General features: G+C 72.4%; 13 protein-coding genes and 1 tRNA gene. 10 read left to right on the top strand and 4 right to left on the bottom strand.

The window, feature by feature from the left end:
* Positions 1-48: 48 nt before the first annotated feature.
* Positions 49-124: transfer RNA gene (locus Cus16_RS04235), tRNA-Ala, on the top strand.
* 53 nt (positions 125-177) lie between these two features.
* Here the strand turns inward: Cus16_RS04235 and Cus16_RS04230 are convergent.
* A complete protein-coding gene (locus tag Cus16_RS04230; protein ID WP_069711288.1) occupies positions 178-561 on the bottom strand; it encodes a hypothetical protein in 384 nt (127 codons plus the stop codon).
* Between the two features lie 74 nt (positions 562-635).
* On the opposite strand from Cus16_RS04230, the gene Cus16_RS04225 reads away from it, so the two are divergent.
* Positions 636-1,703, top strand: coding sequence for an amidase domain-containing protein (locus tag Cus16_RS04225; protein ID WP_069711287.1), 1,068 nt, complete (start codon positions 636-638; stop codon positions 1,701-1,703).
* 119 nt (positions 1,704-1,822) lie between these two features.
* Here the strand turns inward: Cus16_RS04225 and Cus16_RS04220 are convergent, their stop codons facing one another.
* Complete coding sequence (locus Cus16_RS04220; protein WP_189319522.1) at positions 1,823-3,058, bottom strand: hypothetical protein; 1,236 nt, start codon at positions 3,056-3,058, stop codon at positions 1,823-1,825.
* Between the two features lie 122 nt (positions 3,059-3,180).
* On the opposite strand from Cus16_RS04220, the gene Cus16_RS04215 reads away from it, so the two are divergent.
* The gene (locus Cus16_RS04215; protein WP_069711286.1) at positions 3,181-4,032 is read left to right on the top strand and encodes an alpha/beta fold hydrolase; all 852 of its coding nucleotides are present in this window, start codon (positions 3,181-3,183) and stop codon (positions 4,030-4,032) included.
* Positions 4,033-4,133: 101 nt separating this feature from the next.
* On the opposite strand, the gene Cus16_RS04210 is transcribed toward Cus16_RS04215, so the two are convergent.
* Positions 4,134-5,972: a glycoside hydrolase family 2 protein gene (locus tag Cus16_RS04210; protein WP_069711285.1), complete on the bottom strand. Its 1,839-nt coding sequence runs from the start codon at positions 5,970-5,972 to the stop codon at positions 4,134-4,136.
* Between the two features lie 92 nt (positions 5,973-6,064).
* Between Cus16_RS04210 and Cus16_RS04205 the strand changes: the two genes are divergently transcribed.
* Entirely contained in the window at positions 6,065-7,342 is a 1,278-nt protein-coding gene (locus Cus16_RS04205) for a phosphotransferase (RefSeq protein WP_069711284.1), read from the top strand.
* A 100-nt stretch (positions 7,343-7,442) separates the two neighbouring features.
* Here Cus16_RS04205 and Cus16_RS04200 read toward each other — a convergent pair whose 3' ends face one another.
* The gene (locus Cus16_RS04200; protein WP_069711450.1) at positions 7,443-7,781 is read right to left on the bottom strand and encodes a DUF1844 domain-containing protein; all 339 of its coding nucleotides are present in this window, start codon (positions 7,779-7,781) and stop codon (positions 7,443-7,445) included.
* A gap of 337 nt (positions 7,782-8,118) precedes the next feature.
* Here Cus16_RS04200 and infC point away from each other — a divergent pair, with 337 nt between their 5' ends.
* From infC to pheT, 6 genes are all read left to right on the top strand, one after another.
* Complete coding sequence (gene infC, locus Cus16_RS04195) at positions 8,119-8,778, top strand: translation initiation factor IF-3 (RefSeq protein ID WP_083263666.1); 660 nt, start codon at positions 8,119-8,121, stop codon at positions 8,776-8,778.
* A 95-nt stretch (positions 8,779-8,873) separates the two neighbouring features.
* Positions 8,874-9,068: a 50S ribosomal protein L35 gene (gene rpmI / locus Cus16_RS04190; protein WP_022903519.1), complete on the top strand. Its 195-nt coding sequence runs from the start codon at positions 8,874-8,876 to the stop codon at positions 9,066-9,068.
* Between the two features lie 28 nt (positions 9,069-9,096).
* Entirely contained in the window at positions 9,097-9,480 is a 384-nt protein-coding gene (gene rplT, locus Cus16_RS04185) for a 50S ribosomal protein L20 (RefSeq protein ID WP_069711283.1), read from the top strand.
* A 70-nt stretch (positions 9,481-9,550) separates the two neighbouring features.
* A complete protein-coding gene (locus Cus16_RS04180; protein WP_069711282.1) occupies positions 9,551-10,378 on the top strand; it encodes a TrmH family RNA methyltransferase in 828 nt (275 codons plus the stop codon).
* An 89-nt stretch (positions 10,379-10,467) separates the two neighbouring features.
* Entirely contained in the window at positions 10,468-11,508 is a 1,041-nt protein-coding gene (pheS, locus tag Cus16_RS04175; RefSeq protein ID WP_069711448.1) for a phenylalanine--tRNA ligase subunit alpha, read from the top strand.
* Complete coding sequence (gene pheT / locus Cus16_RS04170; RefSeq protein ID WP_069711281.1) at positions 11,508-14,000, top strand: phenylalanine--tRNA ligase subunit beta; 2,493 nt, start codon at positions 11,508-11,510, stop codon at positions 13,998-14,000. The genes pheS and pheT overlap by 1 nt, the downstream gene beginning before the upstream one ends.
* The last annotated feature ends 14 nt before the right edge of the window (positions 14,001-14,014 follow it).

Here is a 14,014-nt window from a genome sequence, read left to right as displayed (position 1 = left end):
CCCGATTTCGGATCGCGCTCACGGTGGTGTTACTGTGGTCGAGCACTCGGGGCTATGGCGCAGTTGGTAGCGCGTCTCGTTCGCAATGAGAAGGTCAGGGGTTCGAATCCCCTTAGCTCCACCAGATGCAAGAAGGCCACCCAGTCGGGTGGCCTTCTTCGTTCCCGGGGTCCGTGGTCAGCTCGGAGCGCTGTCCGTCAGCACGCCGGCGCGTGCGAGTTCGGCGTGGATCGCGTTGGCGGCCTGCTCGAACGCCCGGGTGCCGCGGGCGACGCCGATCGCCCCGCCCTTCAGCACCGCCCGCCCGGACCCGCGGAGGAGCCGTGCCACCGTGCTCCCGTCCGGTGCGACCATGAGCTGCACGTCGAGCCGGGTGTGGAACGTCCGCTCGCCCGCGAGCGCCCCGATCAACAGGGTGACGCCCAGGCTGCCGCGGGTCGCACGCAGGGCGCCCTGCGCGCCGTCCTCGACGGTGTAGCCCTCACGGACGAGTGCGTCGCGGACGCGGAGGCGGGTGGAGTCGGGGTCGGCGGCGACGAAGAAGTCGTGGCTCTCGGGCATGCGGGTGGCGGTCCTTCCGGTCGGTGGTGCGCTTCCGGTGATCCTGCCGCACCGTCGCCTACCCTGGTGCAGACATGACTGCCTCGTTCACCCGCCGCTCCCTGCTCTCCCTCGCCGGCGTCGCCGGCATCGGGTTCGCCGTCGCCGCCTGCTCCCGCGGCGACGACGCCACGTCGAGCCCGTCGGGCTCGTCCGGATCGTCGAGGTCGTCCGAGGCGGCCTCCGGTGGCAAGGACGGTGGGTCGTCGTCGAGCGCCCGCCCGGCGGCCTCGTCGATCGAGCCCGCACAGGTCCCGCTCGCCGGCGGCGTCACCGTCACGGTCGCCGGAACCGGCCTGGCCGAGGTGCGTGGGGTGACGGTCGGCGGGATCGCGGCGCGTGACGTGCGGGCCTCGGCGACGAAGGTGACCTTCACGGCTCCGCACCAGGCGATGTACACGCCCGGCTCGGCGGACGTGGCGCTCTTCACGACGGCGGTCGCGCCGAGTCCGTCCGCCAACCGGTCCTCGGACGGCAACGGCAGCGCGGCGAACGACGGGCAGGCCGGCGCGACCCAGGACCAGGCGACCGCGACCCCGACGCCCACGGCCGCACCCGTCCCTGACGCATCGACGGCGGTCGCGACGACGACGGTCGCCTACGCGGCGCTGACCGACGTCGACCGGCAGCTCGCGTACGCGATGCGGTACTGGTCCGACTACAACCTCGCCGAGTACGGCACCATGAACCCGATCGGCGGCGACTGCGCGAACTACGTGTCGCAGACCCTGGTCGCCCGCGGGTGGCAGCAGCGCTCCGACTGGTACAACCGGGCCGGCGGCGCCCAGCACAGCGCCACGTGGACGTACTGCCCGGCGATGGACCCGTGGATGACGGCCAACGCCGCGGAGTTCGGGCTGACCCGACGCTCCCTCGACGAGCGGAGCAAGGTCAGGGTCGGCGACATCGTGTTCTACGACTGGAACGACAACCAGTCGCCCGACCACGTGACGATCGTCTCCGAGGTCTTCACCGAGCCGGACGGCACCGTCCGGATCAAGTCGGCGAGCCACAACCAGGACGGTCCGTACCGCGACCTCGACGAGATGATCACCGTGCAGCACCCGGGCGGTACCGCCTGGTTCCACACGTTCGACGCGTAGAACCGCGCCCCGGGCGGCCCCCACGACGTGGGACGAACCACGGAAGCGACGTCGAACCAGCCGCCCGCCCTGGTTCGACGTCGGAACCGTGGTTCGACCGCATCCACCGGCCGGCGCGCTCAGGGGAACCCGAGGAACCACAGCAGCACGACCGCGACCGGCTGCAGGCACACCCCGACCACGAGCCACGCGACCGTCCGCCGCCGCGTCCCCGTGAACCCCGCCGCCCCGAGGAGCGGCGCCGTCGGCATGAGCAGTCGCGGCAGGCTCTGCTGCGGCAGGAACACCGCGACGAGGTACAGCGCGTACGACGCCGTGAACGCCACGACGTCCGTCCCGAGCGCGCGGACGCCCCGCCGGGTCCAGGACCACACCGCGGCGGCGAGCACACCGACCACGAGCACGACCCCGAGCGGCCCGAGCCACGTCGACGCCATCCGGAACCAGGGCGTCAGCGGTTCGAAGTGCTGCAGCCCGACGAACCCGACCCACCAGGACGTCTCCGTCTCGAGGTAGGCGTCCGGCCGCCCCGTCACCACCGACGCGACGACGGGCCACGCGAGTCCGGCGGCCGCGACCCCGAGCCCGGCGACGACGATCGCCACCGCGTCGCGCACCGGCAGCGCCCGGCGCTCCCGGACGACCCGCACGACCAGGTGCACCGCGAGGGCCACCGCGAGCGCGAGCACCCCCGGCTTCGTGAACGCCGCGACGAGCCCGAGCGGCAGCACGAGCCAGTACCGCCGGCGCACCAGTGCGAGCAGGCCGCCGAACAGCAGGAGCAGGAACGTGCTCTCGGCGTACGCCACCTGCAGCAGGAACCCGGTCGGCGCGAACGCGAAGAGCGCCGTCGCCCGGGTCGCCCGCCGCTCGTCGGTCACCGCGCGAACCAGGTGCCAGAGCACGACGCACGTGCCGGCCCCGGCGAGCGTGGCGACGAGCACGCCGGCGGCCCAGAAGGACCCGCCGACCAGTGGCTGGACCAGCCGCGCCAGCGCCGGGAAGACCGGCAGGAAGGCCCACGGGTTCGGCAGCACGTGGCCCGCCGCATCGGTGGGCAGCGCCGTCGGGTAGCCGTGCTCGGCGATGGTCCGGTAGAAGGACGCGTCCCACGACCCGAGGAACGCCGTGAAGGTCCCCTCGCGTCGGTACGACGCGAACCGCCAGCCGTACGCGGTGGCGAGCAGCCAGACCTTGAGCAGCAGGACGGTGCTGACCACGCGGGAAGCCAGCCACACGAGGAGGGGAGCGGTCCACCCGCTGTGCCGTCCCTCCAGGCCGACCGTGAGCAGGCGACGGGCGCGGGACGGCGGCACCTGCCGGGAGGCACGGGTCGTCTCCGCCAGGTCGGTCACCGACCGATCTTCCCACCTCCACAGCCGACGTCCACTGTCCGGTCGCCGCACCTCCAGGGAGCACCAGGGTGCCGGGAGTTGCATCAGCCGCGTTCCCTGGAAGAACCACGACAGGAGGAATCATGCCCTTCATCACCGTCGGCGCCGAGAACGGCCACGACATCGACCTGCACTACGACGACTTCGGCTCGGGCGACCCGGTCGTCCTCATCCACGGCTGGCCGCTCTCCGGCCGCTCGTGGGAGGGCCAGATCCCGGCACTCGTCGAGGCCGGCCACCGCGTCATCGCCTACGACCGCCGCGGGTTCGGCCAGTCCTCGCAGCCCTGGGGCGGGTACGACTACGACACCTTCGCCGCGGACCTCGACAAGCTCATCACCGAACTCGGGCTGTCGAACGTCACGCTGATCGGGTTCTCGATGGGCGGCGGCGAGCTCGCGCGCTACGCCTCGCGGTACGGCACCGGCAACATCAAGAAGCTCGTCTTCGCCAGCGCGGTGCCGCCCTACCTGTGGAAGTCGGACGACAACCCTGACGGCGCGGTCGACCAGGACCTCGCCGACTGGTTCGCGAACGGCATCACGGGCGACCGTGCCGCGTTCCTGCACCAGTTCGTCGACATGTTCTACACGGCGGGCGGCGAGCCGGGCCTGCTCAAGAAGCCGCTCGTGAGCGACGACCAGCGTGCGTACGACCTGTCGATCGCCGAGCTCGCCTCGCCGAAGGGCACGCTCGACTGCACGGTCGCCTTCGCGACGACGGACTTCCGCGACGACCTGACGAAGATCGACGTCCCGACGCTCGTCATCCACGGCGACTCGGACGGCATCGTGCCGTTCGAGGCGTCCGGTCAGCGCACCGCGGCGGCGATCCCGAACGCGCAGACGCACGTCATCGAGGGCGGCCCGCACGGTGTGCTCGCCTCGCACAAGGACGAGTGGAACGAGACGGTCCTGCGCTTCCTCGCGTCCTGACCCTCCCGCAACACGCAACGTGGGCGGTTCCTCGCAGTGGAATGCCGCTGCGAGGAACCGCCCACGTTGCGTTCTGCGGGAACGGACCGACGTGCCGCCCGTCAGCGCCCGGTGACGGCCGCCCGGATCCGCTCGATCGGCACCTTCGGGCTGCGGTCGGAGTTGAGCAGCCCGTTCGTCTCCTGCATCGTGTCCGTGAGCTGCGTCCAGCACGACCCGGCCAGGAACGAGCTCGCCCGAACGCCGTCGTACAGCGCCGTGATCCGGGTCACCCAGTCGTCGCCGTCGACGGCCGAGGTGTAGCCCCAGCCGTCCTCGCGGCGGGCTCCCGGCTGGAAGTCCACGCCGCCGAACTCGGTCAGCATCACCGGCTGGCCCTCGTCGGTCGCCCCACCGACCAGGATCCGGCGATCGGCGGGTCCGCGGCCGCCGAGCAGCGCCGTCCGTGCCGCGTCGTCCGCGTAGGTCGCCGCGAGCCGGACGCCGTCGCCCTCGTAGTCGTGGACCGTGACGATGTCGGAGTTCGTGTGCTCCCAGCCGTCGTTCGAGATCACCGGGCGGGTCGGGTCGAGTGCCCGCGTCAGGTCGGCGAGCGCCCGGGCGTACGCCTGCTGTGCCGGGTCGGTCGCGACGTGCTGCACGCCCCAGCTCTCGTTCGCGGGGACCCACGTGACGATCGACGGGTGGGAGGCGTCCCGTTCGACGGCGTCCATCCACTCGCGCACCAGCCGCTGCACCGCAAGCGGGGAGAACGCGTACGCGCCCGGCGCCTCACCCCAGACGAGCAGCCCGAGGCGGTCCGCCCAGAAGAGGAAGCGCGGGTCCTCGATCTTCTGGTGGTTCCGCGCCGCGGTGAAGCCGAGCTCCTTGATGAGCTCGACCTCGCGCCGGAGGGCCGCGCGGGACGGGGCCGCGAGGTGCGACTCGGGCCAGTAGCCCTGGTTGAGCACGCTGCGGACGTCGTACGCCCGCCCGTTCAGCAGGAACGCGCCGCCGTCCGTGCCGACCGTCCGCAGGCCGAAGTAGCTCGCCACCGCGTCGACCCCGACGAGTGCCACCGTCGCGTCGACGAGGCGCGGGGTCTCCGGGCTCCACACCAGCTCGTCCTCGGCCTGGCCGTTCGTCTGGCGGGCGACGGTCACCGGGACGACGACCTCGTCGGCGTCGGCGGGCACGGCGACCTCGACCGACGCGAGCTCCTCGCCCGTGCCCTGCCACCAGGCCTCCACGCGGACCCGTTCGGCTGCCCTGCGCTCGCCGGCGAGCCGCACCGTCAGGCGAACCGTGGCGTGGTCGACGTTCGTCCAGCGGAGGGCCGCGATCGACCGCGACGGCACGGCCTCGAGCCACACGGTCTGCCAGATCCCGGTGGTGCGGCGGTACCAGATGGCGTGGGGCTCCTCGTGCCAGTCCTGCTTGCCGCGGGGCTGCGTGACGTCGTGCGGGTCGTCCTCGGCGCGGACGACCAGCACGTGCTCGCCGTCGGGGTCGGTGCCGAGCGCCTCGGTGACGTCGAACGAGAACGGGGTGTGGCCGCCCTCGTGCTCGCCGACGAACCGGCCGTCGATCCAGACCCGGGCGCGGTGGTCGACGGCGCCGAAGTGCAGCCGCAGCCGATCGGCCCCGGGGCCGTACCCGGCGGCGTCGAGCTCGGCCCGGGTCAGGGTGCGGGCGTACCAGACGACGGGGTGGAACCCCGGTTCGTCGATGCCGGACGCCGGCGACTCGGGCGGGAACGGCACCGTGATGTCCCGCGCGTCGGGGAGACCGCTCCGCCACGACGGGTCGTCCCCGGTGTTCCGGAACGACCACGTGCCGTCGAGGTCCGCCCAGGCACGACGCAGCAGCTGCGGGCGCGGGTACGTGCCGTCCTGCTCGGAGGCCAGGGGGAGGGATGCGCGGGGAGAGGGGGCGGCGCCGGTGCCGTCGAGGGAGCTCATGCCCCCATGCTGGTCGCTCTGTACATCGTTGTAAAGAGCAGAGGACGCGCCACCCGGGACGCACTCCGGTCCCGACGCGTAGCGTCCATCCCATGAGCGCCGAGGCACCCGACCGCGTCCACGACCGCACGCTCGAGGGCTGGATCGCCCGGCAGCGCTGGTACACGGCGAAGGGCAGCACGCCGTCCCTCCGCACGCTGTCCGAGTCGGACGGCACCCGGCTCGTCCTCGACGACGCGCCGACCGGGCCGGTGCTCTACCAGGTGCCGGTGCTGACCCCGGCACCGGAGGCGGGCGCGTCGGGGTCGGATCCCGTCGACGCGACGACCGACACCGCGTGGGTGCAGGAACTGGCCGAGCGCATCGACGCCGACCCGTCGTCCCTCCGCCCGATCGGACGGGTGACTGCGTCGCGCGTGCTCTCCGGCGAACAGTCGAACACCTCGGTCATCTGCGACACCGCGGACGGCGCGCAGGTCATCGTGAAGGTCTTCCGCGTCCTGCACCACGGCGACAACCCCGACGTCACCACGCAGCTCGCGCTGTCGGCCGCGGGCAGCGCCCGGGTCCCGACCGTGTACGGCGCACTGCGGGCCACGTGGCCGGACTCCGGACGCCCGGACGGCACGGCCACCGGACACCTCGCCTTCGCCCAGGAGTTCCTCCCCGGGCTCGAGGACGCCTGGCGGGTGGCGTTGCACGACGCCCGCGAGGGGACGCCGTGGGACGCGCAGGCCGCGGCCCTCGGGTCGGCGCTCGCCGAGGTGCACCGCACCCTCGCCGAGGCGCTGCCGACCGAGCCCGCCGACGCGGCCCGCCGGAACGCGGCCGTCGCGACGATGCACGCGCGGCTCGACGCCGCGGTCCGCGAGGCCCCGACCGTCGCCCCGCACGTCAACGCCGTCCGTGCCGTGTACGACCGGGCCGCCGCGGCCGATTGGCCCGCCCTGCAGCGCATCCACGGCGACCTGCACCTCGGCCAGGTACTCGCGGCACCGGAGCCCCGCGGGTGGGTGTTCCTCGACTTCGAGGGGGAGCCGCTCCGCCCGCTCACCGAGCGCTCGCTCCCGGACGTCACGTTGCGCGACGTCGCCGGCATGCTCCGGTCCTTCGACTACGTCGCCGGTTCGCTCGCGCACGACGACGCTCTCGTCGACGCGGGCGCGTGGGCACAGGCCGCCCGCGAGGCGTTCCTCGACGGCTACCAGCGCGGCACCGGCACGGACCTCGGCGGCCACCGAGCGCTCCTCGACGCCTTCGAGCTCGACAAGGCCCTGTACGAGGTGGTCTACGAGACCCGCAACCGACCGGACTGGGCCGGCATCCCGCTCGCCGCTGTCGCGCGGCTCGCGTCCCGCGACGCGGCGTGACCGCGCCGGCCCGCTGACCGCACCAGCACCAGCCCCTGACGGACGGGAGGCGCGTGACCAGCCGGTCACGCGCCTCCCGTCCGTCACCGGGTGCGTCGCGTCAGTTGACGGGCCCGGTGTACTTCTCGCCCGGACCCTTGCCCGGGGCGTCCTGGATGGTCGACGCCTCGCGGAACGCGAGCTGCACCGAGCGGAGCCCGTCGCGCAGCGGGCGCGCGTGGTGGTCGCCGATCTCGGTGGCCGCGGCGGTCACGAGCCCGGCGAGTGCCGTGATGAGCTTCCGGGCCTCGTCGAGGTCCGTCTGCTCCTGTGGGTCGTCGGCCAGGCCGACCTTGACGGCCGCCGCGCTCAGCAGGTGCACCGCCACGGTGTTGATGAGCTCGACCGCGGGGACCTCGGCGATGTCGCGGGCCTCGGCGGCGGCCGCCTCGCCGGCGATCTCCTGCGGGACGTCGTTCCCAGGGCTGTCGTTCTCGGGGGTGTCGGGCACGGTGCTCCTCTGCTAGACTCATCGGCGGCAGATACTGTCCGTGCGCCTCGACCAGCTCTCCGAGCGGGTCGAGCAACCGGACGGCGTCGTAGAAGAGGAGTCTCTCCCACCCGCGGCCGTGCACCACAGGCTACCGGGTCCCAACCGCTCCGCCGGCGTCCGCGCCGGCTGGCCGTTCCGGACGGAACGGCGTCGGGCGGCTGCCGAACGGGTTCCAGATCCGTGCGTCAGATCTCCTCTCTCGTGCCGTCGTCCAGGGCAGATGCCCCGGACGACCACCACCTGATTGAAGGAGCTCCGCATCACCGATCCCCGTACCAACGACCGAATCCGCGTCCCTGAAGTCCGTCTCGTCGGACCGCAGGGTGAGCAGGTCGGCGTCGTCCCGATCGCCATGGCCCTGCGTCTCGCGCAGGAAGCCGAGCTGGATCTGGTCGAGGTCGCGCCGAACTCGAAGCCGCCCGTGGCCAAGATCATGGACTACGGCAAGTTCAAGTACGAGGCCGCTCAGAAGGCCAAGGAAGCGCGTCGCAACCAGGTGAACACCGACCTCAAGGAGGTCCGGTTCCGCCTGAAGATCGACGTGCACGACTACGAGACCAAGCGCAAGCGTGCCGAGGGCTTCCTCCTCGGTGGCGACAAGGTGAAGGCGATGATCCTCTTCCGTGGCCGCGAGCAGTCGCGTCCGGAGCAGGGTGTCCGTCTCCTCCAGAAGTTCGCCGAGGAGATCGCCGAGTTCGGTGTCGTCGAGTCGCGTCCGACCCAGGACGGCCGCAACATGACGATGATCATCGCCCCCCTCAAGAACAAGTCCGACGTCAAGGGCGAGCAGAACGCGAAGCGTGCTGCGCAGAAGGCCGAGCGTCGCGCGACGGAGCACGCCGCGAAGGGCAAGGAGACCGACGGGTCGACCGAGTCCGCGGCCGTCGAGGCTCCGGCCGAGTAGGTCCTCCCCGGACACTCCGCGCAGCTGCCCCTCGGCGCAGCTGACCCACCCGCAACGGCGCGGCCCCCCATCCCATCCCACGGAAAGGCACCTCCATGCCCAAGCAGAAGACCCACTCCGGGTCGAAGAAGCGCTTCAAGGTCACCGGCAGCGGCAAGATCATGAAGCAGCAGGCCGGTATGCGTCACAACCTCGAGGTCAAGAGCGCCAAGCGCAAGGCCCGCCTCAACGAGGACCAGGTCCTCGCGAAGGCCGACGCGAAGAACGTCAAGAAGCTTCTCGGCCACTGAGCCGGCGGAAACGTAAAGGAACAGATCAATGGCACGTGTAAAGAGAGCGGTCAACGCCGCCAAGAAGCGCCGCGTCATCCTCGAGCGCGCCGAGGGCTACCGCGGTCAGCGTTCGCGCCTGTACCGCAAGGCGAAGGAGCAGGTCACCCACTCCCTCGTCTACGCGTACCGGGACCGTCACGCGAAGAAGGGCGAGTTCCGTCGCCTGTGGATCCAGCGCATCAACGCCGCGTCGCGCGCGAACGGCCTGACCTACAACCGCCTCATCCAGGGCCTCGGCCTGGCCGGCGTCGAGGTCGACCGTCGCATCCTCGCGGACCTCGCGGTGAACAACCCCGAGACGTTCGCAGCGCTCGTCGAGACCGCCAAGGGCGCCCTCCCGGCCGACACCTCGGCCCCGAAGGCCGCGTAGTCGTCACCGCTGCACCCGAAGCCCCCGTTCCGTTCCGGAGCGGGGGCTTCGTCGTTCCTAGACTGGTGTCGTGAGCGATCTCCTCGAGAACCCGAAGTCCGGTCGTGTCCGGGCCGTGGCCGCCCTGGCGAAGAAGGACGTCCGTGCCGACACCGGCCTGTTCCTGCTCGAGGGGCCGCAGGCGGTGCGCGAGGCGATCGCGTACCGGCCGGAGCTGCTCCGCGAGCTGTACGTCACGCCGACGGCCGCAGCGCGCTACGCGCTCGACGACGCACCGGTGGACACCTGGTTCGTCACCGAGCAGGTGCTCGACACGATGGCCGACACCGTGACCCCGCAGGGCGTGGTGGCGGTGTGCCAGCAGTTCCCGACGTCGGTGAAGGACGTCTTCCCCGACACGGCCGACGGCCTGGAGGCACGGGACGGCCTCCCGGGGATCGTCGCGATCCTCGAGGAGGTGCGTGACCCCGGCAACGCCGGCACGATCATCCGCGCCGCGGACGCCGCCGGGGCCGACGCCGTGGTGCTGACCGGGCGCTCGGTGGACCCGTACAACCCCAAGGTGGTGCGCTCGACCACGGGCTCGCTGTTCCACGTCCCGGTGTCGGTCGGCGTGACCCTGGCGGACGCGGTGTCCCGGGCACGCGGCCTCGGGTACACGATCCTCGCGGCCGACGTCTCGGGCGACGACCTGCCGGACGTCCGTGCCGACGGGATGCTCGACGGGCCGACGGCCTGGGTGTTCGGGAACGAGGCACGCGGGCTGACGGCGGAGGACCTCGCCCTCGTCGACCGGGCCGTCAAGGTGCCGATCTACGGCAGGGCGGAGTCGATGAACCTGGCGACGGCCGCATCGGTCTGCCTGTACGAGTCGGCGTTCGCCCACCGGACGAAGTAGTCCTGCACGGGCGGTCCCGTCCGCGTCGCCGTCCACCGTCCGATCGGTGCAGGACGGCGGTATCCCACGGGCCGGTAGGCTTGGGCCTCGTGTCAGAACACCTCGAGATCAGCGAACCGGCCGTCGCCGCCGCCGTGGACGAGGCCCTCGCCGCCGTCCGTGCCGCGACGACCGTGGCCGAGCTGAAGCAGGCCAGGACCGAGCACACCGGCGAGCAGTCCGCACTCGCGCGGATGAACGCCGCGATGCGCACCGTGCCGAAGGAGCAGAAGGCCGCGGCCGGCAAGCTCGTCGGGCAGGCCCGTGGGCAGGTGAACCAGGCGATCGCCGAGCAGGAGTCCGTCCTGGCCGAGGCCGAGGAGCGCGCCCGGCTCGAGGCCGAGCGGGTCGACGTCACGGCGCTGCCGAGCCGCAGGACCCCGGGCTCGCGCCACCCCCTGTCGGTCCTCAACGAGACCGTCGCCGACATCTTCGTCGGCATGGGGTGGGAGGTGGCGGAGGGTCCCGAGCTCGAGCACGAGTGGTTCAACTTCGACGCCCTGAACTTCGACCCGGACCACCCCGCCCGTGCGATGGCGGACACGATCTTCGTCGAACCGGTCGACCGGCACCTCGTGATGCGCACCCACACCTCGCCGGTGCAGGTCCGCTCGCTCCTGTCGCGCGACCTGCCGCTCTACGTCATCGCCCCGGGGCGGGTCTACCGCGCCGACGAGCTCGACGCGACCCACCTGCCGGTCTTCACCCAGGTCGAGGGCATCGCCATCGACAAGGGCCTGACGATGGCGCACCTGCGCGGCACGCTCGAGCACTTCGCGCGCCAGGTCTTCGGGGCCGAGGCGCAGATCCGCCTCCGCCCGAACTACTTCCCGTTCACCGAGCCGAGCGCCGAGATGGACGTCTGGCAGCCGAACGCCAAGGGCGGGGCGCGCTGGGTCGAGTGGGGCGGCTGCGGCATGGTGAACCCCAACGTCCTGCGTGCCGCCGGGATCGACCCGGACGAGTACCAGGGCTTCGCGTTCGGGATGGGCATCGAGCGGACCCTGCAGTTCCGCAACGGCCTGAACGACATGCGTGACTTCCTCGAGGGCGACGTCCGCTTCTCGCAGCAGTTCGGAACGGTGGTCTGATGCGCGTCCCACTCCGTTGGCTCGGCGAGTCCGTCGACCTGCCCGACGACGTCACCCTCGAGCACGTCCACGCGGCGCTCGTGTCGGTGGGCTTCGAGGAAGAGGCGGTCCACACCTACGACCTCACCGGCCCGATCGTCGTCGGCCGCGTGCTCGAGCGCGAGCCTGAGCCGCAGAAGAACGGCAAGACGATCAACTGGTGCCAGGTCGACGTCGGCGAGCCCGAACCGCGCGGCATCGTCTGCGGTGCGCACAACTTCGACGTGGGCGACCTCGTCGTCGTGACGCTGCCCGGCGCCGTGCTGCCCGGACCGTTCCCGATCGCCGCGCGCAAGACCTACGGCCACGTGTCCGACGGCATGATCGCCTCGGCGCGCGAGCTCGGCCTCGGTGACGAGCACGACGGCATCCTCCGCTTCGCCGACCTCGGCATGGACCCGGAGGTCGGCGCCGACGCGATCGCGCTGCTCGGCCTCGACGACGCGGCGGTGGAGATCAACGTCACGCCGGACCGCGGGTACGTGATGAGCATGCGCGGTGTGGCGCGCGAGTACGCCCACGCGACGGGCGCGAGCTTCCACGACCCCGTGGAGCGTGTCACGCCCCGCTCCGGCGAGGGCTTCCGCGTCACGATCGACGACCGGGCACCCGTCCGCGGTCGCGTCGGCGCGCACACCTTCGTCACGCGCGTCGTGCGCGGCATCGACCCGACCGTGAAGACACCGGCGTGGATGGTGTCGCGCCTCTCGCTCGCCGGCGTGCGCTCCATCTCGCTCCCGGTCGACGTCACGAACTACGTCATGTTCGAGCTCGGGCAGCCCCTGCACGGCTACGACCTCGCGAAGGTCGTCGGCGCCCTCGGGGTCCGTCGCGCGACCGCGGGGGAGACCCTGGTCACCCTCGACGACACGACCCGCACGCTCGACCCCGAGGACCTCGTCATCACCGACGACGAGGGCCCGGTCGGGCTCGCCGGCGTCATGGGCGGCGCCCGCACCGAGATCTCCGGCACCACGACGGACGTCCTCATCGAGGCGGCCGGCTTCGACCAGGTCTCGATCGCCCGGACCGCCCGTCGCCACAAGCTGCCGAGCGAGGCCTCGAAGCGCTTCGAACGCGGGGTCGACCCGCTCGTCGCCGAGGCCGCGGCGAACCGCGCCGTCGAGCTCCTCGTCGAGCTCGCGGGTGGCACGGCGGACGCCCTCGGCTCGACGCTCGTCGACACCGAGCCGCGCCCGACCACCACGATGCGGCTCTCGCGTCCGGCCGAGCTGGTCGGCGTCGACTACACCGACGCCGAGGTCGTCGACACGCTCCGCGCGATCGGCGCGTCGGTCGAGGCGGACGGGGACCTCCTCGTCGTCACGCCGCCGTCCTGGCGACCGGACCTGACCGACGACACCACCCTGGTCGAGGAGGTGGCACGCATCGTCGGGTACGACCGCATCCCGAGCGTGCTGCCGGTCGCCCCGCCCGGGCGCGGTCTCACGCGCCACCAGCTGGCTCGTCGTCGGGTGGCCGCCGCCCTCGCCGCGGACGGCCTCGTCGAGGTCGTCACCGCGCCGTTCGTCTCCCGCGCGACGCAGGACGCGTACCCCGGCATCGACGGCGACGGCGGCCCGAGCGTCGTGCTCGCGAACGCCCTCGACAGCGAGCAGTCGCTGCTCCGTCGCAGCGGGCTGCCGGCACTCGTCGACGCCGCGCGGCGGAACGTGTCCCGCGGGCTCGTCGACGTCGCTCTTTACGAGACCTCGCGGGTGTTCCTGCCCACCACCGGCGTGGAGCTCGGCACCGAGACCGTACCGGCGGGTGCCGCGCTGCCCGATGCCGAGACCCTCGCCGCGCTCGACGCCGCGCTCCCGCCCCAGCCGTTCCACCTCTCGGCCCTCCTCACCGGCAACCGCACGGTGAAGCAGCCGGGCGTGCAGCCGGAGCCGTACGGTGTCGCCGACGCGCTCGACGTGGCCCGCACGGTGGCGTGGGCGGTCGGCGTGGAGCTCCGCGTCGCGCAGACGAGCCACCCGTGCCTGCACCCGGGGCGCGCGGCCTCGCTGCTCGTGGGCGACACCGTCGTCGGCGTCGCGGGTGAGCTCCTGCCCGTCCTCACCGAGGCCGCGGTGCTGCCGCGGGTGGTCGCCGTCGTCGAGCTCGACCTCGACGCGCTGATCGCCGCGGCACCGGACCTCGTGTCGGTCGCGCCGATCGTGTCGTACCCGGCCGCGACGCAGGACCTGTCCCTCGTGGTCGACGTCGACGTACCCGCGGGCGACGTCCTCGAGACCGTGCGCTCCGGCGCCGGCGAGCTGCTGGAGTATGCTCGGCTCGTGGACGACTACCGGGGCACGGGCGTGGACGAGGGACAGAAGTCCCTGACGTTCGCGCTGCGCTTCCGCGCCACGGACCGCACGCTGACCGCTGCCGAGGCCTCCGAGGCCCGTGACGGCGCCGTCCGACGTGCCGGCGAGCGATTCGGGGCGACCCTGCGCGACTGATCCACCGGATCAGC

The organism is Curtobacterium sp. ER1/6 (genome assembly GCF_001742745.1).
GTDB lineage: Bacteria > Actinomycetota > Actinomycetes > Actinomycetales > Microbacteriaceae > Curtobacterium > Curtobacterium citri.
The sequence above is the reverse complement of the archived record's forward strand: the minus strand, read 5'-3'. Positions and strand labels throughout refer to the sequence as shown.

Coding starts and splice junctions, on each gene's coding strand:
- rpmI (WP_022903519.1), top strand. CDS start 8,874: ATGCCCAAGCAGAAGACCCACTCCGGGTCGAAGAAGCGCTTCAAGGTC.
- pheT (WP_069711281.1), top strand. CDS start 11,508: ATGCGCGTCCCACTCCGTTGGCTCGGCGAGTCCGTCGACCTGCCCGAC.
- Cus16_RS04210 (WP_069711285.1), bottom strand. CDS start 5,972: ATGAGCTCCCTCGACGGCACCGGCGCCGCCCCCTCTCCCCGCGCATCC.
- Cus16_RS04215 (WP_069711286.1), top strand. CDS start 3,181: ATGCCCTTCATCACCGTCGGCGCCGAGAACGGCCACGACATCGACCTG.
- rplT (WP_069711283.1), top strand. CDS start 9,097: ATGGCACGTGTAAAGAGAGCGGTCAACGCCGCCAAGAAGCGCCGCGTC.
- Cus16_RS04225 (WP_069711287.1), top strand. CDS start 636: ATGACTGCCTCGTTCACCCGCCGCTCCCTGCTCTCCCTCGCCGGCGTC.
- Cus16_RS04205 (WP_069711284.1), top strand. CDS start 6,065: ATGAGCGCCGAGGCACCCGACCGCGTCCACGACCGCACGCTCGAGGGC.
- Cus16_RS04230 (WP_069711288.1), bottom strand. CDS start 561: ATGCCCGAGAGCCACGACTTCTTCGTCGCCGCCGACCCCGACTCCACC.